27 protein-coding genes, 1 tRNA gene and 2 pseudogenes are annotated in these 25,509 nt (G+C 61.4%); 12 read left to right on the forward strand and 18 right to left on the reverse strand.

What is annotated here, in order from left to right; translation table 11 throughout:
- Positions 1-70: 70 nt before the first annotated feature.
- The 5 genes from PSH59_RS06875 (at position 71) to PSH59_RS06895 (ending at position 5,320) form a co-directional block, all read left to right on the forward strand.
- Positions 71-745, forward strand: coding sequence for an NAD(P)H-binding protein (locus PSH59_RS06875; RefSeq protein WP_305394625.1), 675 nt, complete (start codon positions 71-73; stop codon positions 743-745).
- On the forward strand, positions 745-1,698 hold the full coding sequence (locus tag PSH59_RS06880) for a LysR family transcriptional regulator (RefSeq protein ID WP_305394626.1): 954 nt from the start codon (positions 745-747) through the stop codon (positions 1,696-1,698). Before PSH59_RS06875 ends, PSH59_RS06880 begins: the two co-directional genes overlap by 1 nt.
- 102 nt (positions 1,699-1,800) lie before the next feature.
- Positions 1,801-2,994 (forward strand): CaiB/BaiF CoA-transferase family protein, encoded by a 1,194-nt coding sequence (locus tag PSH59_RS06885; protein WP_305394627.1) that lies wholly within the window; start codon positions 1,801-1,803, stop codon positions 2,992-2,994.
- Entirely contained in the window at positions 2,991-3,932 is a 942-nt protein-coding gene (locus PSH59_RS06890) for a hydroxymethylglutaryl-CoA lyase (protein WP_305394628.1), read from the forward strand. The genes PSH59_RS06885 and PSH59_RS06890 overlap by 4 nt, the downstream gene beginning before the upstream one ends.
- A gap of 59 nt (positions 3,933-3,991) precedes the next feature.
- The gene (locus tag PSH59_RS06895; RefSeq protein WP_305394629.1) at positions 3,992-5,320 is read left to right on the forward strand and encodes an MFS transporter; all 1,329 of its coding nucleotides are present in this window, start codon (positions 3,992-3,994) and stop codon (positions 5,318-5,320) included.
- A 7-nt stretch (positions 5,321-5,327) separates the two neighbouring features.
- Here PSH59_RS06895 and PSH59_RS06900 read toward each other — a convergent pair whose 3' ends face one another.
- On the reverse strand, positions 5,328-5,813 hold the full coding sequence (locus PSH59_RS06900) for a DMT family transporter (protein ID WP_248076868.1): 486 nt from the start codon (positions 5,811-5,813) through the stop codon (positions 5,328-5,330).
- Positions 5,814-5,890: 77 nt separating this feature from the next.
- Between PSH59_RS06900 and PSH59_RS06905 the strand changes: the two genes are divergently transcribed.
- The 3 genes from PSH59_RS06905 (at position 5,891) to PSH59_RS06915 (ending at position 8,169) form a co-directional block, all read left to right on the forward strand.
- On the forward strand, positions 5,891-6,793 hold the full coding sequence (locus tag PSH59_RS06905) for a LysR family transcriptional regulator (protein ID WP_305394630.1): 903 nt from the start codon (positions 5,891-5,893) through the stop codon (positions 6,791-6,793).
- A gap of 87 nt (positions 6,794-6,880) precedes the next feature.
- Entirely contained in the window at positions 6,881-7,522 is a 642-nt protein-coding gene (locus tag PSH59_RS06910; protein ID WP_305394631.1) for a LysE family translocator, read from the forward strand.
- 119 nt (positions 7,523-7,641) lie between these two features.
- Positions 7,642-8,169 (forward strand): DUF4142 domain-containing protein, encoded by a 528-nt coding sequence (locus tag PSH59_RS06915; protein WP_005785958.1) that lies wholly within the window; start codon positions 7,642-7,644, stop codon positions 8,167-8,169.
- Positions 8,170-8,231: 62 nt separating this feature from the next.
- On the opposite strand, the gene PSH59_RS06920 is transcribed toward PSH59_RS06915, so the two are convergent.
- The 10 genes and pseudogenes from PSH59_RS06920 to PSH59_RS26245 all read right to left on the reverse strand — a co-directional run.
- On the reverse strand, positions 8,232-8,732 hold the full coding sequence (locus PSH59_RS06920) for a methylated-DNA--[protein]-cysteine S-methyltransferase (protein ID WP_248076860.1): 501 nt from the start codon (positions 8,730-8,732) through the stop codon (positions 8,232-8,234).
- 197 nt (positions 8,733-8,929) lie between these two features.
- A pseudogene (locus PSH59_RS06925) lies at positions 8,930-9,091 on the reverse strand (type II toxin-antitoxin system HicB family antitoxin); the annotation flags it as partial.
- 206 nt (positions 9,092-9,297) lie between these two features.
- Positions 9,298-9,603: a DUF6482 family protein gene (locus PSH59_RS06930; protein ID WP_248076857.1), complete on the reverse strand. Its 306-nt coding sequence runs from the start codon at positions 9,601-9,603 to the stop codon at positions 9,298-9,300.
- Positions 9,604-9,624: 21 nt separating this feature from the next.
- Positions 9,625-10,149 (reverse strand): DUF3833 domain-containing protein, encoded by a 525-nt coding sequence (locus PSH59_RS06935; RefSeq protein WP_248076855.1) that lies wholly within the window; start codon positions 10,147-10,149, stop codon positions 9,625-9,627.
- Positions 10,150-10,355: 206 nt separating this feature from the next.
- Positions 10,356-10,429: transfer RNA gene (locus PSH59_RS06940), tRNA-Gly, on the reverse strand.
- A 122-nt stretch (positions 10,430-10,551) separates the two neighbouring features.
- Positions 10,552-11,436 carry an alpha/beta fold hydrolase gene (locus PSH59_RS06945; protein WP_305394632.1) on the reverse strand — a complete coding sequence of 295 codons (885 nt, stop codon included), beginning with the start codon at positions 11,434-11,436 and terminating at the stop codon, positions 10,552-10,554.
- A gap of 304 nt (positions 11,437-11,740) precedes the next feature.
- On the reverse strand, positions 11,741-12,433 hold the full coding sequence (locus PSH59_RS06950; protein ID WP_248076848.1) for a 16S rRNA pseudouridine(516) synthase: 693 nt from the start codon (positions 12,431-12,433) through the stop codon (positions 11,741-11,743).
- Positions 12,423-12,635 carry a cysteine-rich CWC family protein gene (locus PSH59_RS06955; RefSeq protein ID WP_305394633.1) on the reverse strand — a complete coding sequence of 71 codons (213 nt, stop codon included), beginning with the start codon at positions 12,633-12,635 and terminating at the stop codon, positions 12,423-12,425. Before PSH59_RS06955 ends, PSH59_RS06950 begins: the two co-directional genes overlap by 11 nt.
- A 69-nt stretch (positions 12,636-12,704) precedes the next feature.
- Positions 12,705-13,583, reverse strand: a complete 879-nt coding sequence (locus PSH59_RS26240) for a methyl-accepting chemotaxis protein (protein WP_370694414.1) — start codon at positions 13,581-13,583, stop codon at positions 12,705-12,707.
- Positions 13,584-13,610: 27 nt separating this feature from the next.
- A pseudogene (locus tag PSH59_RS26245) lies at positions 13,611-14,393 on the reverse strand (MCP four helix bundle domain-containing protein); the annotation flags it as partial.
- Between the two features lie 251 nt (positions 14,394-14,644).
- Between PSH59_RS26245 and PSH59_RS06965 the strand changes: the two are divergent.
- A complete protein-coding gene (locus PSH59_RS06965; protein WP_248076839.1) occupies positions 14,645-15,010 on the forward strand; it encodes a hypothetical protein in 366 nt (121 codons plus the stop codon).
- Positions 15,011-15,057: 47 nt separating this feature from the next.
- Here the strand turns inward: PSH59_RS06965 and PSH59_RS06970 are convergent, their stop codons facing one another.
- A complete protein-coding gene (locus PSH59_RS06970) occupies positions 15,058-16,170 on the reverse strand; it encodes an enoyl-CoA hydratase/isomerase family protein (RefSeq protein WP_248076837.1) in 1,113 nt (370 codons plus the stop codon).
- Between the two features lie 135 nt (positions 16,171-16,305).
- On the opposite strand from PSH59_RS06970, the gene ung reads away from it, so the two are divergent.
- Complete coding sequence (ung, locus tag PSH59_RS06975; RefSeq protein ID WP_248076835.1) at positions 16,306-16,998, forward strand: uracil-DNA glycosylase; 693 nt, start codon at positions 16,306-16,308, stop codon at positions 16,996-16,998.
- A 3-nt stretch (positions 16,999-17,001) separates the two neighbouring features.
- Here ung and PSH59_RS06980 read toward each other — a convergent pair whose 3' ends face one another.
- The 5 genes from PSH59_RS06980 to PSH59_RS07000 all read right to left on the reverse strand — a co-directional run bounded on the left by PSH59_RS06980 (position 17,002) and on the right by PSH59_RS07000 (position 22,378).
- Complete coding sequence (locus PSH59_RS06980) at positions 17,002-18,039, reverse strand: AbrB family transcriptional regulator (RefSeq protein ID WP_248076833.1); 1,038 nt, start codon at positions 18,037-18,039, stop codon at positions 17,002-17,004.
- Positions 18,032-19,546: a tripartite tricarboxylate transporter permease gene (locus PSH59_RS06985; RefSeq protein WP_305394635.1), complete on the reverse strand. Its 1,515-nt coding sequence runs from the start codon at positions 19,544-19,546 to the stop codon at positions 18,032-18,034. The genes PSH59_RS06980 and PSH59_RS06985 overlap by 8 nt, the downstream gene beginning before the upstream one ends.
- Before the next feature lies 1 nt (position 19,547).
- Entirely contained in the window at positions 19,548-20,006 is a 459-nt protein-coding gene (locus tag PSH59_RS06990) for a tripartite tricarboxylate transporter TctB family protein (RefSeq protein ID WP_248076829.1), read from the reverse strand.
- A 63-nt stretch (positions 20,007-20,069) separates the two neighbouring features.
- Positions 20,070-21,053, reverse strand: coding sequence for a tripartite tricarboxylate transporter substrate binding protein (locus PSH59_RS06995; protein WP_282445816.1), 984 nt, complete (start codon positions 21,051-21,053; stop codon positions 20,070-20,072).
- Positions 21,054-21,085: 32 nt separating this feature from the next.
- A complete protein-coding gene (locus tag PSH59_RS07000; RefSeq protein WP_305394636.1) occupies positions 21,086-22,378 on the reverse strand; it encodes an OprD family porin in 1,293 nt (430 codons plus the stop codon).
- 234 nt (positions 22,379-22,612) lie between these two features.
- On the opposite strand from PSH59_RS07000, the gene PSH59_RS07005 reads away from it, so the two are divergent.
- Both PSH59_RS07005 and PSH59_RS07010 read left to right on the forward strand, forming a co-directional pair.
- Positions 22,613-23,284, forward strand: a complete 672-nt coding sequence (locus tag PSH59_RS07005) for a response regulator (RefSeq protein WP_248076825.1) — start codon at positions 22,613-22,615, stop codon at positions 23,282-23,284.
- Complete coding sequence (locus PSH59_RS07010; RefSeq protein WP_248076823.1) at positions 23,277-24,662, forward strand: sensor histidine kinase; 1,386 nt, start codon at positions 23,277-23,279, stop codon at positions 24,660-24,662. Before PSH59_RS07005 ends, PSH59_RS07010 begins: the two co-directional genes overlap by 8 nt.
- Here PSH59_RS07010 and PSH59_RS07015 read toward each other — a convergent pair whose 3' ends face one another.
- Positions 24,663-25,484, reverse strand: coding sequence for an HDOD domain-containing protein (locus tag PSH59_RS07015; RefSeq protein WP_248076821.1), 822 nt, complete (start codon positions 25,482-25,484; stop codon positions 24,663-24,665).
- Between the last annotated feature and the right edge of the window lie 25 nt (positions 25,485-25,509).

Below are 25,509 nucleotides of genomic sequence, written 5' to 3' on the forward strand. Positions count from 1 at the left end.
CGCGTTAAGCTACAGGTCGAATGCGTTCAACTTGAGCATCAAGCGTGCGGCTTGCCGCTGAGGTCCCCTTATGAGAGTTCTGTTATTCGGCGCCACCGGCATGGTCGGCCAGGGTGTTCTGCGTGAATGCCTATTGGCCGCCGATGTCCAGGAAGTCGTCGCCGTTGGCCGTACGCCCTTGACCCAGGAACACGGCAAGTTGCACCAAGTGCTGCACAGCGACATGCTGGATTTCCATCCTCTGGAAAACCTGTTGCAAGGCTTTGATGCCTGCTTCTTCTGCCTCGGCGTGTCGTCGGCGGGCATGAACGAGGCCCGCTACACCCACCTCACCTACGACCTGACGTTAGTCGCTGCCAGCACCTTGGCGCGGCTCAACCCGCAGATGACGTTTATCTATGTGTCCGGCGCCGGCACCGACAGTTCCGAAGCGGGCAAGTCGATGTGGGCGCGGGTCAAGGGCAAGACCGAGAATGCGTTGCTGCGCTTGCCGTTCAAGGCGGTGTACCTGTTCCGGCCCGGGGTCATTCAGCCATTGCACGGTGTGCGGTCAAAGACGCCGTTGTACCGGGGTTTTTATGCCGTATTCGGCCCGCTGTTGTCATTGCTGCGCCGGGTCAAACCGGGCTGGGTGGTGAGCACCGAGAGCGTTGGCCGCGCGATGTTGCAGGCGGTGCGTCAAGGCGCGCCGCAGGCGGTGGTGGAGCAGGCCGAGATCAACCGCCTGGCCGGCGGGGGGCACTGATGTTGCACAAGAGCCTGGTGCGCCGCCTTGACCTGATCACTCTGCAGCTGTTTGTCGCCGTGTTCGAAGAGGGCACGCTGACTCGCGCCGCCGCCCGCGAAGCCATTGCGGTGTCGGCCGCCAGCAAGCGTCTGATGGAGCTGGAACACGTGCTGGGCGTGAGCCTGTTCGTGCGTCGCGCCAAGGGCATGGACCTGACGGCAGCCGGCGAAACCCTGTTGCACCACGCCCGGCAGATGCTGTTCAACGTCGAAAAAATGGGCCTGGAGTTGGGCGAACACAGCCACGGCGTGCGCGGCTATGTGCGGATGCTGGCCAATCTGTCGGCAATCATTCAGTTCCTGCCCGAAGACCTGCGCGACTTCAGCGAACGGCACCCCGAAATCAAAACCGACCTTGAAGAGCGTCCCAGTACCGGCGTGGTGCAAGGCGTGCTGGACGGGGTGGCGGACCTGGGCATCTGCTCGTGCGACACCGACACCAAAGGCTTGCCCAGCGTGACCTACCGTCTCGACAAACTGGTGGTGCTGATGCCCGCCGATCATCCGCTGGCCGCGCGTGACAGCCTGGCATTCAGTGAAACCCTGGGCAGCGATTACGTGGGCCTGCACGCCGCCAGCTCGATCAATATGCGCACCCATGCCGCTGCACGCGAGGCCGGCGAGATGCTGCGCCTGCGCATCCATGTGCCGGGTTTCGATGCGATGTGCCGCATGGTCCAGGCCAATATGGGCATCGGTATCCTGCCGCAAAAAGCCTATGAGTTATTCGGCCGTGCGCTCGGTTTGCACGCGGTGCCGTTGACCGACGCCTGGTCGGAACGGCGCTTGATCCTGGTGGCGCGTGATGAGGCGCAGTTGTCGCCGGTGAGTCGATTGCTGTTTGACTACCTGAGCCTCTCAACGCCTTCCCTGAAACAGGCTGACAGCCCTTTCCTACGGAAGATTCGCTGAGCGTTCGCGTTTGGCGAACGAACCTTGCCCACTGACGGTTGGATTTCTTCTGCCGCACTCCTCTAGCCTTGGTCCACATTCCAAGAATAAGAGGTACACCCCATGACGGCTCCGTTGAGCGGGATCAAGGTGATCGAGATCGGCACCCTGATTGCCGCACCGTTCGCCGCGCGGCTGATGGCCGAGTTTGGTGCCGAGGTGATCAAGATCGAGTCCCTTGGCCAGGGCGACCCGCTTCGCAAATGGCGAAAGCTGCACGAAGGCACATCGCTGTGGTGGTACCTGCAATCGCGCAACAAGCAGTCCCTGGCGCTGGACCTTAAGTCCAGCGAAGGCCTGGACCTGATCAAACAACTGCTCGGCGACGCCGACGTCCTCATCGAAAACCTGCGCCCCGGCGGTCTGGAGAAACTCGGCCTGGGCTGGGAGGTGCTGCATGCCCTTAACCCCAAGCTGACCCTCGTGCGCATCTCCGGTTACGGCCAGACCGGCCCTTACCGCGACCGTCCAGGCTTCGGGGCGATCGGCGAGGCCATGGGCGGTATCCGTTACACCACGGGTAACCCGGATTCGCCACCGGCGCGGGTGGGGGTGAGCCTCGGTGATTCGTTGGCCTCCTTGCATGGCGTCATCGGCGCACTGATGTCGCTGCTGCGGGTCAAGACCGGCCAGGGCGATGGGCAGATTGTCGACGTGTCCCTGGCCGAAAGCGTGTTCAATCTGATGGAAAGTCTGGTGCCGGAATACGACATGCTCGGCCATGTGCGTGAGCGCAGCGGTGGTACGCTGCCCGGCATTGCGCCGTCCAATACCTACCTGACCGCCGATGGCGCCTATGTGGTGATTGCCGGCAACAGCGACCCCATCTACAAGCGCCTGATGACCACCATCGGCCGCGTCGACCTGGCCGAGGCGCCCGAGTTTGCCCACAACGATGGTCGTGCGGCGCAGAGTGGCGTACTCGATGCGGCGATCACCCACTGGACCAGCAGCCGGCCTATCGAGCAGGTGCTCAGCGCACTGGAAGCCGCCGAAGTGCCGGCCGGGCGTATCTACTCGGTGGCGGACATCGTCAGCGACCCGCACTACCAGGCACGTGACATGTTGCTCAATGCCGAGTTGCCCGGCGGTGTGTCGGTGAAGATGCCGGGCATTGTGCCCAAGCTCTCCGAGACCCCCGGCGCGGTGAACTGGTCAGGCCCGGCGTTGGGGCAGCACACCGACGGCATCCTTGGCAGCCTGGGCCTCAGCGCTGCCGATATTCAACGTCTTAAAACCCGCGGAGTGGTGCAATGATTCAGGACTATGGCGACCCGCTGATCGTGCAGGAAGTCTCGCCGCGCGATGGCCTGCAAATCGAACCGACCTGGGTCGAAACGGCCGACAAGATCGCGCTGATCGACCAACTGTCCCTTGCAGGGTTTTCGCGGATCGAGGCCGGCTCTTTCGTCTCGCCCAAGGCCATCCCGGCGTTGCGCGACGGCGAGCAGGTGTTCCAGGGTATCGAGCGCAGCGCCTCGGTGATTTACGTGGCGCTGATTCCCAACCTCAAGGGCGCCCAGCGCGCCATCGAGGCCCGCGCCGATGAGCTGAACCTGGTGATGTCGGCCAGCCAGACCCATAACCTGGCCAATATGCGCATGCGCTGCGAAGCCTCGCTGGCGGCGTTTGCCGATGTCGTCAGCTTTGCCGCCGACTATCCGGTGCTCCTCAACGGCAGCATCGCCACCACCTTTGGCTGCCCGTTCGAAGGCAGGATCGACGAAGACCGCGTGCTGCAGATCGTGCGGGCTTATCGTGAGCTGGGCATCCAGGGCATCACCCTGGCGGACACCACTGGCATGGCCAACCCGCGCCAGGTGTCGCGCCTGGTCGGACGCGTGTTGCAAGAGGTCCCCGCGGGCGACCTGACCCTGCATTTCCACAACACCCGCGGTTTGGGATTGTGCAATGTGCTGGCCGCTTATGAGGCCGGTGCCCGACGGTTTGACGCGGCGCTTGGTGGCCTGGGTGGCTGCCCGTTTGCGCCGGGGGCGTCGGGCAATATCTGTACCGAAGACTTGGTCAACCTGTGTGAGGAAGTGGGGATTCACACCGGCATCGACCTGCCACACCTGCTGACACTGTCCCGTCGTTTACCCGCCTTGTTGGGGCATGAGTTGCCCGGCCAGGTGGTCAAGGCCGGGCGTAACAGTGACCTGCATCCACCACCGGCGTACATCGCCACGCTGTAACGCCGCACCACACAACAAAAACAACCGGACGCCTGAGAGCAGTCCGCTGGAGAACAACAATGAGCACTAATACGTTAGAGGCCGGCGCGCGCCCGGCAGGTACAGACGATGCCATCAAAGCCGTGGTTAAAAAGGTCGCCTGGCACCTGATGCCGCTGATCATGGTGTGCTATCTGTTCGCCTTCTTCGACCGAATCAACATCAGCTTCGCCAAGTTTCAGCTGCAAGCCGACCTTGGCTTGAGCAATACCGCTTACGGCCTGGGGGCGGGCCTGTTCGTGGTGGGGTACGTGCTTTTTGAAGTGCCGAGCAACATGATGCTGTACAAGGTCGGCGCGCGGCGCTGGATTGCACGGATCATGGTGTCATGGGGGCTTGCGACCGCCGCCATGGTGTTCGTCACGACGGAATGGCAATTCTACGCGCTGCGCTTTTTGATCGGTGCCATGGAGGCCGGTTTTGCTCCGGGCGTGCTGTATTACCTGACGCTATGGTTTCCCCAGGATTTCCGCGGGCGGATTACCTCGATGCTGTTCCTCGCGTCAGCATTCGCGGGGCTGGTGGGCGCGCCGTTTTCCGGGTTGGTGCTGGAGCACTTGGACGGCGCCCTGCAAATGCGCGGTTGGCATTGGTTGTTCCTGCTCGGCGGTTTGCCGTGCATTGCGCTGGCGTGGATGGTGCTGACGCAGTTCAAGGATCGCATCGAAGATGCGCCCTGGCTGAGCCCCGAAGAAAAAACCTTGTTGGCCAGCCGCATTGCGGTGCATGAGGAGCACAAAAAAGGCTCGTTGCTCCAGGCCGTGCGCATACCGGGCTTCCTGATGCTGGGCCTGATCTACTTCCTGATCCAGGTGGCGTCCTACGGCCTCAATTTCTGGGCGCCGCAATTGATCCGCAGCACGGGCATCGAAAGCCCGGTGGTGATTGGTTTGTTGACGGCCATCCCTTACATCTGCGGCGCCATCACCATGATCGTGGTGGGGCGATGGTCTGATGCGACGGGCGAGCGACGCAAATTCGTCAGTGGGTTGGTGGTGCTGGGCGCGATAGGCTTCTTCTGCGCCGGGATTTTTGATAACCACACCACCTTCCTGATCATTGCGCTGGGCTTCCTGGGCGCCGGTATCATCGCGTCGATCCCGACGTTCTGGACCTTGCCGCCCAAACTGCTGGCAGGTGCCGGAGCCGGTGCGGCGGGCGGGATTGCGTTGATCAACACCCTGGGGCAATTGGGCGGTATCGTCAGCCCGGTGATGGTGGGGCGTATCAAGGACATGACCGGCAGCACCACCCCTGCACTCTATGCCATCGGCGTGTTCGCATTGATTGCCGCGGCGCTGCTGATGTGGGGGCTGCCGCAGAAGATGCGTACCTCCGACAAGCGCTGAGGGAGTTTCACGCAGCGGCCAGGGCTTTGGCCGGCGCGCTGCTGAACTGAATCAACGCCACACCGCTGATCAACAGCAACGCCCCGAGCACACGGGGCGTTGTCAGTTGACGCTCAAGCAGGCCAAACAGGCCGAAGTGATCGAGCAGCAGCGAGGCCAGCATCTGCCCGGCCAGGGCCAGGGCGATAAACCCCGACGCGCCCAGCGCTGGCAGCAGCATCAGCGCCAGTGAAATGAAGCACACGCCAAATGCACCGCCGGCCCACATCCACAACGGTGCCTGGCTGATGAACGTCAGGCTCGGAAAGGGCAGGCGCAGGGCGATTATCACCGGTAGCAACAGGATAATGCTCACCAGCAGCGACGCCAGGGTGGCCCACAAAGGGTGGCCGAGCCCGCGCCCGAGGTTGGCGTTGATCGCACTTTGAAACGGCACCACGGCCCCGGCAATCACCGCCAGCGTCAACACTCCTGCCCAATGCCACGTTGTCATGTCGAATCTCCCAGAGGTTTTGCTGGACTCTAGGTTATTCGTCGCGCAAATTTAAATTCCAAATAGTTATGCCGGCCATGCAGCTTATGAATGATCTTCGCCGTGTCGACCTTAACCTGTTGGTGATCCTCGACGCTTTGCTCTGCGAGCAACACGTCACCCGCGCCGCCGAGCGCTTGCATCTGAGCCAGCCCGCAGTCAGCCACGCCTTGGCGCGCTTGCGCGACTTGCTGGGTGATCCGTTGCTGGTGCGCCAGGGCGGCACATTGGTCCCCACCGCTCGCGCTCTCGAGTTGACCGCACCGCTGACTGAAGCCCTGGCCCAGGTGCAGGCGCTGCTGGCGCCTAACCGTTTTGAGCCGGCCTCGGCCAAACGTCGCTTTCGTGTGGCGATGTCGGACTACAGTGCGGCGATTTTCTTGCCCAAATTGGTCCGCATGCTACGCCTTGAAGCGCCGGGCATCGATTTGCAGATTATCCAGGCCAGCCGCGAAGGCATGGTGGACGGCGTGCTCAATGGCGACCTCGACCTGGCGGCGGGTGTGTTCCCTGACATGCCCGCGGAACTGCGCACGACGCCGTTATTCGAAGAGCACTACACCTGCCTGGTGGACCGCAACAGCCTGCCAGAAAACGCCACCCTTGATCTGCCCACCTACCTGTCGCGACCCCATGTGCTGTTGGAGATGCGTGGCAGCGGAACCCCGGAAATCGAACGGGCGTTGACCCTCATTCGTGAGCGGCGGCATGTGGCGATCAGCCTGCCGCACTGGGGCGTGGCGCCGCAGTTGATTGAGGGCACGGACCTGATCCTGACCGTATCGTCGCGAGGGCTGTTGCATATCGATCCGCCATTGTTGGCCGTGCCGCCGCCGTTTCATATTCCCTCGTTTGCGTTCGAGCTGGCCTGGCATGCGCGGCGGGGAGGCGATTCGGGGCTGCAGTGGTTGATCGGGCGCGTGCAGGGTGTGTTGGCGTAGACCTTGGTACGGGCAATCAGCGTGGTCGTTTTTAACGGCGAGAACATGCAGAATTCATCCACTTGATTACTCTTCAGAGTCGCGCCCATGACCCCATCTCTGCTGCTCGCTGTCCTTGCTTCGGGCTTTATTTACGGCATTACCCCTGGCCCCGGCGTCCTGGCCGTGTTCGGTATCGGCGCCGCCCGTGGGCGTCGCGCCGGCGCGGGGTTTTTGTGTGGGCATTTGCTGGGTGACGTGGTGTGGTGCAGTACGGCGCTGATTGCGATTGTCGGCGCGCGGGAAGTCGGCAGCACTGCATTCGATGTGCTCGGCGTGCTGAGCGGGCTGTACTTGTTCTGGCTTGGCTGGCGCGCGATACGCACCCAGCGCCGCAGCAGCGATGCGCCTCAGGGGGCAGCGCGGCATCCGTTCTGGCACGGCATTCTGTTTGGCCTGACCAACCCGAAGGCTTACCCGGTGGCGGTGGCCACCTTTACTGCGTTGCTGTCCAGCCGGGCCGAGCTGCTGACCTGGTCGATGCTGCCATGGTTGATCTTCCTGAGCTTTATCGGTGGCATGCTGGCCTACGCGATCCTGATCGGTGTGGTCGGCGCACAGCGCGTGCGCACGGTGTACCAGCGTCATGAAATCCTCATCACAAAGCTCTGCGGTCTCATGTTTATCGGCTTCGCCATCAATGCGCTGGCGCACGCGTTGCCTGGTCTGTTTGGCAGTAGACCGGCTTGAGAGAACATCGACCGTTCGTCGCGCGGGCAAGTTTTTTCTAAACCTTTGCCGCGTTGAAAATTCGAATTCAGGGCGGGTGTGTATTCCCCGCACTCATTTTTGCCCTGGAGGAACCCATCATGAGCCGCATGGCTATCCGGTTACGCACCGCCAGTTTTGCGATGCTGCTGGGCCTCGGCGCCAGCAATGCTTTCGCCCAGTCGCCTGCTGAATTCATTGAGCAGGCTTCGGCCAAAGGCATGGCCGATATCGAAACCAGTCGCATGGCCCACGCCAAAACCTCGTCCCAGGAAATCAAGGACTACACCATCGAGGTGATCAATGAGCGCACCCTGGCCAACCAGCACCTGGCGGCCATTGCCAAGAAGCTCGACCTGCCGGTGGCACCACGGGAAAAGATCGTCGACAAAGCCGAGACCCTGATGCCGGAATTAAAGGACGGCGACTCTTTCGACGCGGCCTACACTGCGCAACAGGTCAAGGAAAACGAGGACGCCATCGCCCTGTTCAAGAAGGAAGGCGCGGCCTCGGACGTCCCTGAAATCAAAGCCTTGGTAGATGAGACGCTGCCCAAATTGGAGGAGCGTCTGCAGAAAGCCCGAGCCCTGGCTTCGACTTATGGCAAAGGGCATCAAGGCGACGGTTGAGGCTGTTTGCATAAAGGCAAAACGGCGGTTGGATCAGATCCAACCGCCGTTTTTTATGGGGCTCAGTACATCAGCTCGGCCTGCCCCGTGCCTTCCAGGGCGAGCAGATACCGCTTGGCCGCAAGGCCTCCCGCGAAACCGGTCAGCCCGCCGGACGCACCGATCACGCGATGGCAAGGGGCGATGATCGAGATGGGATTGCGCCCGTTGGCGGCACCGACCGCACGCACGGCGTTGGGGTTGCCGATCTGCCGGGCGATCTGGCTGTAGCTGCGGGTTTCGCCGAAGGGGATGGTCAACAGGGCCTGCCACACTTGTTTCTGAAAGTCAGTGCCGGTGAAGTCCAGTTCCAGCTCGAACGTACTGCGCGTACCGGCGAAGTACTCCTGCAACTGACGCTCGGTTTCCAGCAGCACCGGGCAGTCGTTGGCCTCGCGCAACTCGCCCAGGCGCACACGGTTGGCGCGTTCGCACTCCCACAGAATCGCACTGAGTTTGTCATCGCGCGCCACCAGCGTGAGCTGGCCGACAGGGGAGGGCATGAGCGTGTATTCGCAGGGCATGAGCGGGCTCCTCAAGGGGCGGCTGTTAAAGATGACGTGGTGACTGTAGCGCCCCCCTTCAGGATGCAAACTACGTTTCTTGCGATCAAATGTCTCAGGGCCTGGAATAGGGGGAACGCTAACGCAAGCCTGGTCCTGAGTAGCGAGCGGGTGTCCCACGGTCAACGAGCCCTCGTTCAGTTCGGTGAGGTCTGATCCTACCGATCCTGTTGCAGCACCTTAAGCGCTGCGGACGCGAGAAACCCCGAGCGGCTTTTCTCTTCCGGGTGGTGCAGAACGCATTCGTCAATGCGATTGAGCAGATAACCTGGCAGGGTGATGTTGAGTTTCTGCGCCTTGCCCAGGTACTTGGTGACGTCAGCACATTTTTTGTTTCAGTCGGGGTCAATACCAGCAACGGCACATACGGCGTTTACCTACGTGGGTTTGTACCTCGGCCTGCTGCCGTTCAACCTTGGGCAGGCGGCTTTGTGTACGCTGTACACCCTGTTTTGGCTGACGCTGGTTGTGATCTCTGTCGCCATTCGGCCGGTGCCGTGGGGGCTATCTCATGGCGCCATGCCTGTTAAAAAACAGTCCCCAGGGAAAAAGGGATGCGCAGCGCACCAATGGGGCCATCACGAACCCCGCACATTTCATCATGCGCACATTGCTGCACCAGTTCACACGGGAACGGCGGAACGTGCTGCAACAGGTCGCGTAAATGCGTGGTGGAGCGGATACGCATCGGCTTGCCGTTGTCGTCCAGCAACGTCATCTCGATGTTGTCGAGTTTCACACGGGCGATGTAGAAACCACCCTCCAGTGACAGCAGCTCCAGCCCGCGCACTTCACCTTTTCCGGCCAGTTCGGTCAGCCTCTGCACATTCATGATTCACCCTCGCTTTCGGGTTTATTGGCGACGAAAGAACAACGTGACCTGGCCCCACTCCACGCCGAACTTGGACATGCTCGACCGGTTGATCATCGTGTCTTCGTCCATCAGGTACATCCAGTCGTCAAAACTTACTTCGTACACCGAGCCATCCACCGGCAGGTTGAGGCGATAGCGCCAACGCAATGCATTCCCGGCGATCTCGCCAATGGCCTCGCCGACCACGTCACCGGCGCGTCCGCGCCAGCGCCCAGGGCCGTCGGGTGTGAGCGTCCATACGCGGCGCTGGCGGGTGCCATCGCTGTAAAGAAAGTGTTCGTCGAGAATCAGGTTATCGCCCTCGCGACGGCTGGCGATGTCCACCTCGAAGCGCTTGGCCACTTCACCCGAGCGCTTCTCGAAGATGCCCCAGGCCTTGACGGGTTTACTGAAGAAGCGCGCCAGGTCCAACGTTGGTTTTTGGTCGGCATAGTGGTCTACCCCAACGCCTGTGCAGCTGCATAGGCTGAGTATCAGGAACAATGAAACCAGAAGACGTGGCATTGCCTGGCCCCTTGATCACACGCGGCGTGATGCCGGTGTTCAAGGTCTGATACTTGTACAGAATTATGGATTTGTACAGGTTTCGAGGCGCAAATTCTGTGGCAGATGCTTCGAACTCAAATCGCAGCCATAAAAAAACCGGCCATTTAGCCGGTTTTTTTACATTCCCATGTCAGCAGCATCCTGACGCGAGAACAAAATGAGAGTGGAGCGGGTAGAGGGAATCGAACCCTCATCTAAAGCTTGGGAAGCTTTCGTTCTACCACTAAACTATACCCGCTCAGAGCGGCTGACTTTGTACCAGAACTTCATCGGGATTTGAAGTTTTTCTTTGAAAATGTGCAGGTTGTGGTGAGCAAGCAAGCTTGCCCGCCACAATGAGCATCGCAGTGAATCATCATTTCAAATCGCAAATGCGTGCTGTGTCTGACTGCTGTGACAACGCAATCGGCTGACCTGCCGCTGCGCTTTCAAAAAGCCGACGACCGCTTGCTGACTGTCCCGGCACGCCGCCTTGTGTTCCATATCCAGAAAATGCCCCGTCGCCTGGATGGTGCTGAAGCTGCTGTTGGTCACGTAGTTGCCGAACTGTCTGGCATCCTCTGCACTGGTGTATTCGTCCCATTCTCCGTTCAAGAACAGCACGGGTATATCGATGGCCTTGGCCGCCTTGAGGTAGCACAGGCGGTCGCTGTTGAGCACCTGGCTGATGTGGAAGTGCATCTGCCCGTATTCGTGTTCGGCCAGGCTGCTCACGTGTTTGTAGTTAAAGCGTTTGAACAGCGATGGCAGGTGTTTGCCGATGGTGCTGTTGACCAGGTGGCCGACGCGGTCGCGGTCGAGGTTGCCGAGGTAGTCGACGCCGCGCTCAAGGTATTCGCGCATGGGCGCGTTGATCACCGGTGAGAACGAGCTGATCACGGCCTTTTCCACGCGGCGTGGGCGCTGGGCGAGGGCGACCAGAGTGGCGGCGCCGCCCCAGGAGAATGACAGTACGTGTTCGGCGGCGAAGTGGTCGATCAGTTCCAGAAGAATCTGGCCCTCGACTTCCTTCGTCAGCATTTGCTCATGACGGTTATGGATTTTGGAGCGGCCGGCGTAGGGCTGGTCGTACAAAACCACATTGAACTGTGGGTACAGGCTTTTCACGGTTTGGGCGAAGGATGCCGTGGTGGCCATGGAGCCGTTGACCAGGATAATGGTCTTTTCAGCAGCGTCCGCGCGATAGAACTCCGTGTAAACCCGATACTGACCCTGTATATCCAACACAGCGATTTCTGGCCTCATGTCGTAAGACTCCTGGCAAGCGGGTAGGGCGCGCAGATAACTCTGCACGAGCTTTGTGACAGGTAGGCATACGCCTGGAGAATGAGGCCCATGTCGGTCCGATAACGGCTGGCCGGCGGGTGTTGTTATGGCGGGCTGGTTGCCTGGAGGGCCCGCAGATCAAGCGCGGGCGAGGGCAAGGTGTCTCTTGGAGGTTATAGGCGACTCACCAGTCATAAGTTGGCTGGTGATGTGCAGTCAAGCACAGGTTGAGGATGTCGCAAGTCGCGCAAATAGGTTTTTGCCATCACCGGCCGAACGGTCATTACACCTGGCGGATTTCCTCATCGGTCAACGCTCGATATTGGCCGGGCGCGAGTTCAGCATCCAGCACAAGCGGCCCCATGCGCTCGCGATGCAAGGCAATCACCTTATTGTTGAAGTGCCCGAACATGCGCTTGACCTGATGGTAACGGCCTTCGACGATGCTCAGGCGCGCTGTAGTGGGGCCCAACACGTCCAACACGGCGGGTCGGGTGGTTAGGTCTTCAAACGCAAAGTACAGGCCCGCGGCAAAAGTAGTCGCGTATTCAGGACCGATAGGCTCTTGCGTTTCAACCAGATAGATCTTGGGCAGTTTGGTCGTCGGTTGCGTCAGACGCCTCGACCACTGGCCGTCGTTGGTGATCAGCATCAGCCCGGTGGTGTTGAAGTCCAGACGCCCGGCGATATGCAGTTCGTCCTTATCCATTTCATCCAACAGGTCGAGCACTGTCGGGTGTTGTGGGTCCGCTGTGGCGCTCACGCAGCCCTTGGGCTTGTGCAGCATGAAATAACGCGCCGGTTTACCTGCCTGCATCTCTTCGTCATCAACGCACACGCGGCTGAACTCGCGCACCTCATGGTGTGGGTCGCTGACCGCCATTCCATCGACGCTCACCCGCCGCTCAGCCAGCAGCAGGCGAACCTGCTGACGGTTGAAACGCGGCAAGTTGCTGAGGAACCGATCAACCCGCATCGCGATTGCGCAATTGTTCATCGACCCGCGCGCAACGCGGACACAGGCAGGCCTTGTTGCGTAATGCCTCAGGCAAGGCTTGGAGCACCGCAGGATCGACGGTGACGCTGTAACACCAGCAGGGTTGGTCGACCGTGCGCGGGTCGGCCAGGGTGCAGTCGTTGCGAGCACCGCAGGCGGGGCAGAGGGTTGGTGTGGTCATTGGCTGGGGCTGCATCGGGCAAGGTTCACTTGGACCTGCACGATACAGCGCCAACCCTCGGCAGGCTACTTACAGCTGGAACTTGCTGACCAGCACATTGAACGACGTGGCCAGGCGGGAAAGGTCCTGACTGGACGCGTTGGTCTGATTGGCGCCGGCGGCAGTCTGGGTCGAGAGGTCCTGAATGTTGAGCAGGTTACGGTCCACTTCGCGGGTCACTTGGGCCTGCTCTTCGGAGGCGGAGGCGATCACCAGGTTACGCTCGTTGATCTTCGCCACGCTGGCAGTGATGCGTTGCAGCGCTTGACCGGCGTTTTGCGCGAGGGTCTGGGTATTGTTGGCCCAGGTCATGCTTTTGTTCATGGCCGCTACCGCACCATCGGCGCCGACCTGCACCGCGCCGATCATTTTCTCGATATCGACCGTGGAGGTCTGGGTGCGATGGGCCAAGGCCCGCACCTCGTCGGCAACCACCGCAAAACCGCGGCCTTGTTCGCCGGCGCGGGCCGCTTCGATCGCCGCATTCAGCGCCAGCAGGTTGGTCTGGTCGGCGATGCTGCGGATCACATCGATCACCTTGCCGATCTCGCGCACCTGATTGGCCAGGTCCTCGACCGATTGTGTCGATTCGTTAATCTCCACCACCATCGAGCTCATGCCGGACACGGCCTCTTGCACTTGTTGGCGACCGTCCTCGGCTTCTGCGGTGGCCTGGCGTGAGGCTTCGGAGGTGGACACGGCATTGCTTGCGACTTCGTCCACGGCAGCAGTCATCTGGTTGACGGCGGTGGCGGCTTGTTGGATTTCGTCATTCTGGCGGATCAGGCCACGGCTGCTTTCTTCGGTGACCGCGCTCAGCTCCTCGGCGGCAGACGCGAGCTGGTCGGAGGCGTTGGCGATTTCCAGGAGGGTGCTTTTCAAGCCGCCCTGCATATCCGAGAGCGCCATCAGCAATTGCCCGGCTTCATCGGTGCGGTTGGTGACGATGGCCTGGGTCAGGTCGCCCTTGGCGATGCGCTGCGCGTTCTCGACCGCCTGGGCGATAGGCCGGGTGATCAGGCGGGTGATCAGCACACCGATGATGAGGGCGATGATAAAGGCCAGGACAATGCCACTGATCATCCAGGTCAACGCGCTGTCACGCAGCTCATCGGCGGCGACGGCGCCTTCCTTGATCTGACGGTTATTGGACTCGATCATCACGCGGATCAGCGCGCGGGCCTGACGGAACAGTTCATTGTTGGTGCTGTTGAGCTGCGCTCGGGCTTGGTCAACCTGGCCGCTGTCGAGCATCGACATGATGCTGTCCGAACTGCTGATGTAGGCGGGCCAGATCTGGTCGAGTTTGTCGCCTGCCGCTCGTTCGTCATCTTCGAGCGCCGTGGCGCGGTAGGTGTTATAGGCGGCCTGGCTGTTCTTCAGTTCGTTGGCGATGTCCTGGCGCACGCGGTCGCGGTCTTGTTGGGACACGTCACCCTGGCTGGCATCCATCAAACGGTACAAACCACGGTTGTGGGCGACCAGGCCATTGAGGGTGGCAGACGTGCTGCTGACGGATACGAGATTGTTGGAGAACGCCATTTCCAGTGAGTTGGCCAGCCGCACAACACCTTTGATGCCCAACAGCCCAACCCCGAGGGTGACGAGGGCGCACAGTAGAAAAGAAAGCAGCAGCTTGGTTGAAATTTTCATGGCTCGGATCCGGCGATAGTGGCGAGGGACACACGCTAGAGCCTCCCTGGCTTGGTGCGATGGCATAGTGACATCGTCGCAATCGAGAAAGTTTCGGCCCAACTGAATTTAGTGAATCGATAAAGTAACTTGATGGTTAACAGCTATTGATAGCTGTGCTCAGCGTCAGCGCTAACACCTGCTGCGTTCATGTATCAAGTTGTTACCAAAAGGCACCAGATTCGGTTTTTGATGTCAGATATTTCGTCATTCAGTGAAAGCTGAATGCCGCCCTCCCGCGTCGCTGGAGGTGCTCTTCCGCGGTCCAGGAGGCCGCCATGTATCGACGACTGCTGCTCAGCGCTTTACTCGGTCTGACCCTTACCGCCTGTGTGCCCTACTACGATGGAGGCGCGACCTACTATCGATCCGAGGTCTACACCTCACCGGCGCCGGCGTATTACTACGGGGGTGGTCCGGCCTATCAATACCGTCGTGATTATTACCCCTCGCCACGCTATTACGCGCCCGCACCGCGTTACTACTCTGCGCCGCGTTATTACCAGCCGGCACCGCGCTACTACCCATCAGGGCCAAGGGCCGGTTACCGGCCGTACCCGAACCAGGGCTGGGGCGATCATGGGGGCAATGGTCGGCACGGCCGCGGTGGCGACCATGGAGGTGGCCGCGGCGGCCACCGTTGACAGGCAAGCGGCGCAGCAAGCGCCGCTTTTTTGTGGGCGGGCAATGCTCAGTAGTCGGACAAGTCGGCCAGCGGGTGCCGGCCTTCCCACGCCTTGTTGAAATGCGCCTGTACCACGGCCTCCGGCACCGTATTGATGTCCGGCCAATGCCAGTGGGGCGTCTGGTCCTTATCGATCAAACGGGCGCGTACCCCTTCGCTGAATTCCGGATGGCGGCAGCAATTGAGGCTCAGGGTGTATTCCATCTGGAACACCTGGGCCAGGGACAAATGGCGCGCGCGTTGAATTTGTTCCCACACCAGATGCGCGGTCAGCGGGCAGCCTTCGCTTAATGTGTTACCGGCCCGGCTGAGCAACGGGTCGGAGTGATCGCGCAGTAGGCTCAAGGCACGCCAGGCACCGCGTACGTCGCCTACATCCAGCCACTCGTCGATCTGCGCCCGGCGCGGCAACCATTGGGCTTCGGGTTGCTGGTTGAGGGCTTCCTGGGCCAGGGATTTGAGCAGGCTGTTGAGTTGCAGCGCGGACTGTTCCTGCCAGTTCAGTTGCAACAGGCCGTCGAGCAGTTCGTCGTGTTGGTCGTCGCGCAAGAAGCGGTCGGCCAGGCCCAGGTCAAGGGCATCACGGCCGTTGACGTGCGCGCCGGTGAGGCCGAGGAATAAACCAAGCTTGCCTGGCAGGCGCGACAGAAACCAACTGGCGCCTACATCCGGATACAGGCCGATGCTGATTTCGGGCATGGCCAGCCGGCTGCTGGGTGTGACAATGCGCACCGCCGCACTTTGCAGCAGGCCCATACCGCCGCCCAGCACATAACCGTGGCCCCAGCAGATCACCGGCTTGGGATAGGTGTGCAAGCGGTAGTCGAGGCGGTATTCAGCGGCAAAAAACTGCGCGGCCAGCGCCGGGACTTCACCCGGCTGCTCGCGGCACGCCTGGGCCAGGCTACGCACCTCGCCACCGGCGCAAAATGCCTTGGGGCCGTTGCCACGCAACAGCACGCAGACGATGTTCGGGTCTTTGGCCCACGCATCCAGGCGTTCGCCCAGGGCCAGGATCATTGGTAAGGAGAGGGCATTGAGGGACTTTTCAGCGTCCAGGCTGGCGATGCCAATACGGGCACCGGCGCTGCCGGTCAGCTCTTCGAAATGCAGATTCATCGTGGCCTCAATCGAGAAGGTGAGAGATCAGTATGGTCGCGCCAAAGGAAAGTGCCGGTGGTGTGTCAGATCAATTGACAAGCGGGGTCGGCTTTCCTAGGGTTCGCGCATTCTTTTTTACACGATGACCCCACCATGACCGAAGGCGACCGTATCAAACTCGAACCCAGCTGGAAACACGCCCTGCGTGATGAGTTCGACAAGCCCTACATGGCCCAACTGCGTGAGTTTTTGCGCCAGGAGCACGCCGCCGGCAAAGAGATCTACCCGCCGGGCCCACTGATTTTCAACGCGCTCAACTCAACGCCTTTGGATAAGGTCAAGGTGGTCGTGCTCGGCCAAGACCCGTACCACGGCCCCGGCCAGGCCCACGGCCTGTGTTTCTCGGTACAGCCGGGCGTGCCGGCGCCGCCGTCCCTGGTCAATATCTATAAAGAGCTCAAGCGCGACCTGAATATCGACATCCCCAACCACGGCTACCTGCAAAGCTGGGCCGACCAAGGTGTATTGATGCTCAACACCACCATGACCGTAGAGCGCGCCAACGCCAATGCGCACGCGGGCAAGGGCTGGCAGTTTTTTACCGATCGGATTATCGAAGTGGTCAGCGAGCATCAACCGCATTTGGTGTTTTTGCTGTGGGGCGCCCATGCCCAGGGCAAGCAGAAGCTGATCGACGCCACCAAGCATCTGGTGCTGACATCGGTGCATCCGTCACCGTTGTCGGCGTATCGGGGCTTTTTGGGCTGCGGGCATTTCAGCCGCACCAATAAATTTCTTGAGCAGAATGGCGAGACGCCGATTGAGTGGCGATTGCCGCCACTCTGAGGCTCAGGTTTTCTCGGGCTGGCGGTTCCAATGGCGGAACAAGGGTTCGGCCAGAAACAACACAAACAACAACCGCATCACCTGCATCGCCGTTACCAGCGGCACCGAAAGCTGCAGGGTCTCGGCCGTAAGGCTCATCTCGGCAATACCGCCGGGCATCATGCCCAGGGTCAACGAGCGCAGGTCCAGGTGGGTGAGGGCACTCAAGCCCATCGCCGCCAATGTTGCGAGCGCCATGGTCAAGGCCGTGCCGATCAAGGTGCGGCCCATGAACGAGGGGGCCCGGCGAAAGAACTCGCGATTGAAGTGGCAGCCCAAACCGCTGCCGATCAGCCATTGGCCGATCTGGCTGCCGCCGTCGGGCAAACCGATATGCAGGTCCCACACCACGCTGGCGGTGGCACTCACCAGCAATGGCCCGAACAGCCAAGGGTTGGGCTGACGCAAGCGCTGCCAGCCCCACGCCACCAGCGCGCCGAGGGGAAACAGCAGCGCCAGCCAGGCCCAGCTCACCGGCGCAGGATGGAACTGGGGGGCGCCGCCTTCCAGCAAATACTTGAAGATCGCCGGTACACACAGCACCACCACCAGCACCCGCAGGCTTTGCCCCGCCGCGACACGGCTGAGCACCGCGCCATTGCGTGAACCAAGGTTGACCATCTCACCGGAACCACCGGGCATGCTGGAGAAAAATGCAGTGGCACGGTCTTCACCGCTGCGACGCATCAGCCACACGCCCACCACGCTCGACAGGCTGGTCACCAGTGCACCGAAGAAGATCAGGCCGAAGTGGCTCATCACCTGCTCGATCACCAGCGGGGTGAAGTGCAGACCGATGCCGATCCCCACCACCCATTGGCCGCATTTGCGCCCGCCGGGTATCTCGGCCAACTGCCAGGGAGTGAGGCAACGCACCAGAATGATCGCCAGCAACGAGCCGACCATATACGGCAATGGCCAGCCGACGAGGCTGGCCAGGTAACCGCCAGCCAGGCCGACCAGCGGTGTTCCCCACCATTGCTTAAAGGTGACCTCAGACATCGGCCACGGCACGACGCTGTTGGGCACGTTTGCGCCAAATACGCAGCAGCGGCACCAGCAGCATGATTGCCGTCAGCACCCAGACACCAAAGGTGATCGGGCTCGACCAGAGGATTTCCAGCCCACCGTTGGAGATCGACAGCGCGCGGCGCAGGTTTTGCTCCATCAGGCCACCGAGGATAAAGCCCAGCAGCACGGGCGACAGCGGGAAGTCCAGTTTGCGCAGAATGTAGCCGAAGATGCCGATGCCAATCATCAGGAACAGGTCGAAGGTGGTGGCATGCACCGCATACACACCAATCGCGGTGATGATGGCGATTACCGGCACCAGCGCCCAGTTCGGTACGGCGAGGATACGCGTGAAGATGCGGATCATCGGGATGTTGAGGATCACCAGCATGACGTTGGCGATAAACAACGAGGCGATCAGACCCCAGACGATGTCCGGTTGCTGTTGGAACAGCAGGGGACCGGGGGTGATGTTGTACAGCGACAGCGCGCCGATCATCACCGCGGTGGTGCCTGAACCCGGTACGCCGAGGGTCAGCATCGGTACCAACGCACCACAGGCCGCCGCGCCGATTGCTGTTTCCGGCGCTGCGAGGCCGCGTTTGTCGCCTTTACCGAATTCACCCGAAGCGCCGGCGATACGTTTTTCGGTCATGTAGGCCACCGCGCTGGCCAGTGTCGCGCCAGCACCTGGCAGTACGCCCATAATGAAACCCAGCACGCCGCAGCGGATGTTCACCAGGAATACCGAAGCAGCCTCCTTGACGTTGAACATCATGCGGCCGGTGGCGGTGACGGCTTCCTGGCCCCGGTGGGTTTTTTCCAGCAGCAACAGGATTTCGCTGATGGAGAACAGGCCCAGCACCAGCACCACGAACTGAATGCCGTCGGTGAGGTGGATGTTGTCGCCGGTAAAACGGTACACGCCACTGTTGGCGTCGATGCCCACCGCCGAGAGGAACAGGCCGATCAGTGCCGCCACAAAGGTTTTCAGTGGTTTGTCGCCGGCCATACCACCCAGGCAGACAATCGCGAACACCATCAGTACGAAATATTCCGCGGGACCGAAGGCAATTGCCCATTTGGCCAGCAGCGGCGCAAACAGCACCATGCCGCAGGTGGCAATAAGCGCGCCGATGAACGAGCTCCACGCCGACAACGACAGCGCTACGCCGGCCAGGCCTTTGCGGGCCATCGGGTAACCGTCCAGGGTGGTCATCACGGTGGAGGCTTCGCCCGGGATGTTCAGCAGGATCGAGCTGATGCGACCACCGTATTCACAGCCCAGGTACACGGCCGCGAGCAGGATCAGCGCCGATTCCGGCGGCAGGCCCAAGGCGAATGCGATGGGGATCAGCAGCGCCACGCCGTTGATCGGGCCCAGGCCCGGCAACAGGCCGACCACGGTGCCGATCAAGGTGCCGCAGAGGGCGGTCACCAGGTTGTAGGGGGTCAACGCGACGCCGAAGCCCTGGCCCAAATAGCCGAAAGTATCCATATCAGTTCTCCAGAACGTTGAGCAGGCCCAGGGGCAGCGGGACATCCATGGCTTTATCGAACAGCAGATAAAGGCCGACACTGATCAAGGTGATGATCACTGCACCCGGTAACCAGCGGCCCCCGTACAAGCGTGCCATCGGAATACCGATCAACATGCTGCTGAGAATGAAGCCCAGCGGTTCGAACGTTGCCGCGAAGACCAGCAGCAGCGCGACGCAGATGCCGATCTTGACCAGGGTATCGCGGTCCAACGCCGGTTCTTCTTCGGTGTGCCGGGTCGGTTGCGGGCGAAACAGCATGTAGATCAGCGCCAGGCTCATCAGCCCGAGCATCAGCAGCGGGTAGGCGCGAGGCCCCACCGGCTCGTAGGAAAACGCCGCCTGATACGGCCAGGCCATCAGCGCCAGGCCGGCACAGGCCAGCAGCAGCACTGCGGCAAAAATGCGTTGTAAAAGCATGTCGAACTCCTGGGCCACGCCGCCTGTGGAGGAGGGCGTGGCCGCGTAAGGAAGGAGGGGCGTTTACTGGATCAGGCCGAACTCTTTGGCCAGCACTTTGTAGTCAGCCACTTGTTTCTTCACGTAGGTGTCCAGTTCCGGGCCGGTCATGGCGAACGGGAACAGCTCGCGCTGGTCACGCAGCTTGGCGAACTCCTCGGAGGCCAGCAGTTTGTCGAAGGCGTCTTTCCACCAGGCGTAGTCGGCATCGCTGACTTTTGGCCCAAGGTAGAAGCCGCGCACCACCGGCCAGACAATGTCGTAGCCCTGCTCTTTGGCTGTCGGGATGTCTTTCATTTCCGGCTCGTCCAGGCGCTTCTCGGAGAACACGGCCAGCAGGCGCATGTCACCGCTGAGGATGTGCGGCATGGAGTCGGAGATGTCGGTACTGCCCACCTGGATGTGACCGCCGAGCAGAGCCGTGGCGATTTCGCCGCCGCCTTCGAGGGCGACGTAACGCAGCTCACGCGGGTTGATCCCGGCAGCCTTGGCGATCAGTGCGGTTTGCATCCAGTCCTGGCTGCCGACGGTGCCGCCGGAACCAATCACCACGCTGCCTGGATCTTTCTTCAAGGCTTTGACCAGATCGTCGAGGTTCTTGTAGGGCGAGTCGCTTTTGACTGCGATCGCACCATAGCTGGTACCGACCGCCGCCAACCAGCGCACGGCGCTTTCGTCGAAACGACCAAATTTGCCCTGGGCCAGGTTCAGCAGCGAACCGCTGGACCAGGCCACCAATGTGCCGGCGTCGGCAGGGCGCTGCGCGACCACTGCGTTGTAGGCCACTGCGCCTACGCCGCCGGGCATGTAGGTGACCCGCATCGGTTTGCTCAGCAATTTTTCGTTGACCAGCGCGCTTTGCACCAGTTTGCAGGTCAGGTCGAAACCGCCGCCAGGGGAGGCCGGGGCGATGCACTCCGGACGTTTGGGTTCGTCGGCGGCCAGCAGTTGGCCGGCGAACAGCATGCAGCCCGCAGCGAGGGCCAATTTACGCAATGAATAGGTCATGGTGATCTCCGTCTTGTTGTTATGAGTTGTTACTACCAAAGCGCGACGCTGTAGCTGACCAGTACGCGCATTTCGTCCGCATCACGGGCTGAATAGTTGGAGCGGTACGTGGCATTACGCAGGCGCACGGCCACGTCCTTGAACGTTCCGCTCTGCACCACGTACTTGATCTCGCTGTTGCGTTCCCACTCCCGCCCGGTCTCGCCGTTCTTGAGCTTGATGTTGTCACCCGACAGGTAACGGCTCATGAAACTCAAGCCTGGAATGCCCAGCTTGGCGAAATCGTAGTCGTAGCGCGCTTGCCAGGAGCGTTCGTCGGCGCCTGCGAAGTCGTTGATCTGAACGAAGTTGACCAGGTACGGGTCGCTGCCATCCACATAGGGGAAGGCGCTGTCGCCAGACATGTGCTGGTAGCCGGCGCTGAGCTTATGGCCGTTGAGGGCATAGCTGAACAGACCGTTGAGGGAGGTGTTGTCGATCTTGCCGCCGCGCGCGGCACCGGTGTCATCACTGATGGCCAGGCGCAGGTCGGCGGCGAAGGTGCCGGGGCCCATGGGGCGCGCGGCAACCAGGCCGAGGAAGTGCTGGCGATACACGTCGTCGAGCTGGGCGAAGTGGTAGCTGCCGGTGATCTTGTCGGCGAACTTGTAGTCCACGCCGCCGAAGTTGAAGTGCTTGCCGGTGGCACCGCTGAGGAAGCGACTGTTCTTGTTGTTGAGGGCGATGTCCTCATAGTTGCTGTCGTCGCGGTCCTTGGCCTTGTCCAGGCGGCCACCGGTGAACACCAGGTTCTTGAATTCCTTGGAGGTCAGCAGGCCACCGTTAAAGGTCTGCGGCAGGATACGCCCATCGTTGGGCTTGAGGATCGGCAGCTCCGGCATCAGCGAGCCGATCTTCAGCTCGGTGGCGGAGATTTTCACTTTGCCGGTCAGGCCCAGCTTGGAGTACTCGTCGGCAGCGCGCCCATCGTCGTGGGTCGGCAGCAGGCCGGTTCCGGTGCGGTCGGGACTTGAGTCGAGCTTGACCCCGAGCATGCCCAGCGCATCCACGCCAAAACCGACGGTGCCGTCGGTGTAGCCCGATTGCAGGTTGAGCATGAAGCCCTGGGCCCATTCATCACGCTTGGATTGCTGCGCACTGGTGCCGTCGCGAAAGTCGCGGTTGAAGTACATATTGCGGGTTTCCAAGGTCGCGCTGCTGTCTTCGAAGAAGGCAGCCTGGCTAAGCGGCGTAAAGCCGGCAAGGGCAGCGGCACTGGCGAGGGCGGTCTGGGTACGGCGGGAGAATCGAACAGGCGGGCAAGCCTGGGGCTGTGTCGACAGCATCGTGGTGCACTCCGTTATTGTTCTTATTTTGACGAAAACGCATCGAGGCGTTTTTCGGGCGCGGCCGGTGAGGTCGCTCGGCAGGCAGGACCCACCGTGTCTGGATGCTAAAGGGCGAAGCTTTCACTAACCTTTCAGCTGCCTTTCAATGTTTTCGGGCTTCACAGGGCAGGCGGCGCCTGTAAACTGCCCGGCAAGCGTGGTGTCGACCACCCCTGAATGAGGTAAAAATCCATGCGTGTCCTCCTGGTTGAAGACCATTTGCAGCTCGCCGAAAGTGTCGCCCAAGCGCTCAAGAGCACGGGTTTGACCGTCGACGTGTTGCACGATGGGGTGGCCGCGGACCTGGCCTTGAGCAGCGAGGAATACGCGGCGGCTATCCTCGATGTGGGGCTGCCGCGCATGGATGGTTTCGAAGTGCTTGCGCGGTTGCGGGCACGTGGAAAAAATCTGCCGGTGTTAATGCTGACCGCGCGCAGTGACGTAAAGGACCGGGTGCATGGCCTGAACCTGGGCGCCGACGACTACCTCGCCAAACCGTTCGAACTTACGGAGTTGGAAGCGCGGGTCAAGGCGCTGCTGCGCCGTAGCGTGCTGGGTGGCGAGCGCCAGCAAACCTGCGGCGTACTGGTGTATGACCTCGACACCCGGCGGTTCACCGTCGGCGGCGAACTGTTAACCCTGACTTCCCGCGAGCAGGCCGTGCTTGAAGCCTTGATCGCGCGTCCGGGGCGGGTGATGAGCAAGGAGCAGCTTGCGTCCCAGGTGTTTGGCCTGGACGAAGAGGCGAGCCCCGACGCCATCGAGATCTACGTGCACCGCCTGCGCAAGAAACTCGACGGGCAGCCTATCGCTATCGTCACTTTCCGCGGCCTTGGCTACCTGCTGGAAGCCCGTGATGCATAAGCCGAGCAGTCTGCGCTGGCGCCTGCTGTGGAACCTGGCGCTGCTGTTAGTGCTGTTGATGCTGGCCAGTGGCATGAGTGCCTACTGGAACGGCCGTGAGGCGGCCGACACCGCTTACGACCGCACGCTGCTGGCCTCGGCGCGGACCATCGCCGCCGGCCTGACCCAAGTGGACGGTACGCTCAGCGCCAACGTGCCCTATGTGGCCTTGGACACCTTCGCCTACGACAGCGCCGGGCGGATCTATTACCAGGTCAATGACATCGACCAGAAGCTGATCTCCGGCTACGAGAACCTGCCCGGCCCGCCGCCCGGCACCCCGCGAACTGATGATTACCCGGCGCTGGCGCGGTTTTACAACGCCATGTATCAGGGCCAGGAGGTACGTGTGGTCAGCCTGCTCAAGGCGGTCTCCGAACCGAACATGAACGGGATGGCGGAAATCCGCGTGGCCGAAACCGATGAGGCCCGCGTAAGCATGGCGCGCAGCCTGATGGCCGACACCTTGCTGCGTTTGGGGATGCTCGCCGTCGGCGCATTGTTGCTGGTGTGGTTTGCCGTCAGCGCGGCGTTGCGCCCGCTGGAGCGCCTGCGCACGGCAGTAGAAGAGCGTCAGCCTGACGACCTGCGGCCGTTGCCGCTGGTTGAGGTGCAGCATGAGTTCGGACCCTTGGTGCGCTCCCTCAATCACTTCACCGAACGCCTGCGCGGTCAGTTCGAGCGCCAGGCGCAGTTTATTGCCGACGCGTCCCATGAATTGCGCACCCCGCTGGCGGCGCTCAAGGCACGGCTGGAACTCGGCCTGCGCGCCGAAGACCCTGCTACCTGGCGCAGTACGTTGGAAACGGCGGCGCAGAACACGGATCGACTGACTCATCTGGCCAATCAATTGCTGTCTTTGGCGCGCATCGAAAACGGTGCCCGGGCAATCGCTGAAGGCGGCGCGCAGTTGCTGGACCTGAGCCAACTGGCCCGTGAGCTGGGCATGGCCATGGCGCCGTTGGCCCATGCACGCGGCGTAGCGCTGGCACTGGAGGCTGACGAGCCGGTGTGGTTGCGCGGCGAACCGACGTTGCTCAATGAGCTGCTCAGTAACCTGGTGGACAATGCCCTGGCCCATACGCCACCCGGCGGCAACGTGATTTTGCGGGTCACGGCGCCGGCAGTGCTGGAAGTGGAAGATGACGGCCCGGGGATCCCGGCGGATGAGCGCGACCGAGTGTTCGAGCGCTTTTACCGGCGCAGTCAGCAGGGCATGGGGTCGGGCTTGGGCCTGGCGATCGTTGGCGAGATCTGCCGCGCGCATTTGGCCCAGATCAGCCTGCACGACGGCGAGCAGGCGGGGCTGAAGGTGCGGGTGAGTTTTATCGCGGGTTGATCAGTAGAACATCGACCGTGCTTCATCCAATTCGGCACGCAGCTTGTCGCTGTAGGGGTCGACGCGCAGCTTTTTGAGCGCAGGCAGGGCGGACATCGCGATTTCGGCCAATGGATGGTCAGTTCCGCGGTGGCAGTACATGACGGCGATCTGGACCAGGTCGATGTAATCGAGGCTCGCGGAGTCACGCTCCAGGTTCAGGTACTGGCCTGGCAGTTTTGCGAGCATTTCGGGGAAATCCCAGCCGCTCAGCAGCTTGTCCCCGAGCAGTGGGTGGATGCTGTCGATCACGTCGTTGAGGCTGACCGGGTCGGAGAGCAGCTCGTAGTGGTCCTCGGCGTAGGTCAGGATTGGCAGCACGCCGATCTGATGCACCAGGCCGCCCAGCGCCGCCTGGTCCGGCTTGAGCTGGCTGTGGCTGCGGCACAGTGCATAGCTGACGCCCGCCACTTCGAGGCTGCGGCGCCACACATCGCGCATTTTCTGTTCGACCGCCTCGGAGCGGGCGTGAAAGATCTGCTCCATCACCAGGCCGATGGCCAGGTTGCTGCTGTAGTTGGTGCCCAGTCGAGTGATGGCGGTATGCAGGTCGGTGACTTCCTGGGTCGCGCGCATCAACGGGCTGTTGACCACTTTGATCAGGCGCGCCGACAGGGCAGTGTCGCGACCGATGACCTTGCTCAGATGGCTGATGCTGATTTCCGGGTCTTCGGCGGCCTTACGGATTTGCAAGGCCACTTCCGGCAATGTCGGCAGAACCAGGTCATCATTGTCGATGGCCGCCACCAAAGCCTGTTGGACGCTTTCCGCCAGCTTGTTCATTCATGCTCTCTAGGGTGTTGCGAAA

This window comes from Pseudomonas sp. FP2309 (genome assembly GCF_030687575.1).
Taxonomy (GTDB): domain Bacteria; phylum Pseudomonadota; class Gammaproteobacteria; order Pseudomonadales; family Pseudomonadaceae; genus Aquipseudomonas.

Bases quoted from the DNA above. Each gene is read 5' to 3' on its own strand.
- PSH59_RS06875 (WP_305394625.1), top strand. From the start codon at position 71: ATGAGAGTTCTGTTATTCGGCGCCACCGGCATGGTCGGCCAGGGTGTT.
- PSH59_RS06880 (WP_305394626.1), top strand. From the start codon at position 745: ATGTTGCACAAGAGCCTGGTGCGCCGCCTTGACCTGATCACTCTGCAG.
- PSH59_RS06885 (WP_305394627.1), top strand. From the start codon at position 1,801: ATGACGGCTCCGTTGAGCGGGATCAAGGTGATCGAGATCGGCACCCTG.
- PSH59_RS06890 (WP_305394628.1), top strand. From the start codon at position 2,991: ATGATTCAGGACTATGGCGACCCGCTGATCGTGCAGGAAGTCTCGCCG.
- PSH59_RS06895 (WP_305394629.1), top strand. From the start codon at position 3,992: ATGAGCACTAATACGTTAGAGGCCGGCGCGCGCCCGGCAGGTACAGAC.
- PSH59_RS06900 (WP_248076868.1), bottom strand. From the start codon at position 5,813: ATGACAACGTGGCATTGGGCAGGAGTGTTGACGCTGGCGGTGATTGCC.
- PSH59_RS06905 (WP_305394630.1), top strand. From the start codon at position 5,891: ATGCAGCTTATGAATGATCTTCGCCGTGTCGACCTTAACCTGTTGGTG.
- PSH59_RS06910 (WP_305394631.1), top strand. From the start codon at position 6,881: ATGACCCCATCTCTGCTGCTCGCTGTCCTTGCTTCGGGCTTTATTTAC.
- PSH59_RS06915 (WP_005785958.1), top strand. From the start codon at position 7,642: ATGAGCCGCATGGCTATCCGGTTACGCACCGCCAGTTTTGCGATGCTG.
- PSH59_RS06920 (WP_248076860.1), bottom strand. From the start codon at position 8,732: ATGCCCTGCGAATACACGCTCATGCCCTCCCCTGTCGGCCAGCTCACG.
- PSH59_RS06930 (WP_248076857.1), bottom strand. From the start codon at position 9,603: ATGAATGTGCAGAGGCTGACCGAACTGGCCGGAAAAGGTGAAGTGCGC.
- PSH59_RS06935 (WP_248076855.1), bottom strand. From the start codon at position 10,149: ATGCCACGTCTTCTGGTTTCATTGTTCCTGATACTCAGCCTATGCAGC.
- PSH59_RS06945 (WP_305394632.1), bottom strand. From the start codon at position 11,436: ATGAGGCCAGAAATCGCTGTGTTGGATATACAGGGTCAGTATCGGGTT.
- PSH59_RS06950 (WP_248076848.1), bottom strand. From the start codon at position 12,433: ATGCGGGTTGATCGGTTCCTCAGCAACTTGCCGCGTTTCAACCGTCAG.
- PSH59_RS06955 (WP_305394633.1), bottom strand. From the start codon at position 12,635: ATGACCACACCAACCCTCTGCCCCGCCTGCGGTGCTCGCAACGACTGC.
- PSH59_RS26240 (WP_370694414.1), bottom strand. From the start codon at position 13,583: ATGGCGCTCTCGGATATGCAGGGCGGCTTGAAAAGCACCCTCCTGGAA.
- PSH59_RS06965 (WP_248076839.1), top strand. From the start codon at position 14,645: ATGTATCGACGACTGCTGCTCAGCGCTTTACTCGGTCTGACCCTTACC.
- PSH59_RS06970 (WP_248076837.1), bottom strand. From the start codon at position 16,170: ATGAATCTGCATTTCGAAGAGCTGACCGGCAGCGCCGGTGCCCGTATT.
- ung (WP_248076835.1), top strand. From the start codon at position 16,306: ATGACCGAAGGCGACCGTATCAAACTCGAACCCAGCTGGAAACACGCC.
- PSH59_RS06980 (WP_248076833.1), bottom strand. From the start codon at position 18,039: ATGTCTGAGGTCACCTTTAAGCAATGGTGGGGAACACCGCTGGTCGGC.
- PSH59_RS06985 (WP_305394635.1), bottom strand. From the start codon at position 19,546: ATGGATACTTTCGGCTATTTGGGCCAGGGCTTCGGCGTCGCGTTGACC.
- PSH59_RS06990 (WP_248076829.1), bottom strand. From the start codon at position 20,006: ATGCTTTTACAACGCATTTTTGCCGCAGTGCTGCTGCTGGCCTGTGCC.
- PSH59_RS06995 (WP_282445816.1), bottom strand. From the start codon at position 21,053: ATGACCTATTCATTGCGTAAATTGGCCCTCGCTGCGGGCTGCATGCTG.
- PSH59_RS07000 (WP_305394636.1), bottom strand. From the start codon at position 22,378: ATGCTGTCGACACAGCCCCAGGCTTGCCCGCCTGTTCGATTCTCCCGC.
- PSH59_RS07005 (WP_248076825.1), top strand. From the start codon at position 22,613: ATGCGTGTCCTCCTGGTTGAAGACCATTTGCAGCTCGCCGAAAGTGTC.
- PSH59_RS07010 (WP_248076823.1), top strand. From the start codon at position 23,277: ATGCATAAGCCGAGCAGTCTGCGCTGGCGCCTGCTGTGGAACCTGGCG.
- PSH59_RS07015 (WP_248076821.1), bottom strand. From the start codon at position 25,484: ATGAACAAGCTGGCGGAAAGCGTCCAACAGGCTTTGGTGGCGGCCATC.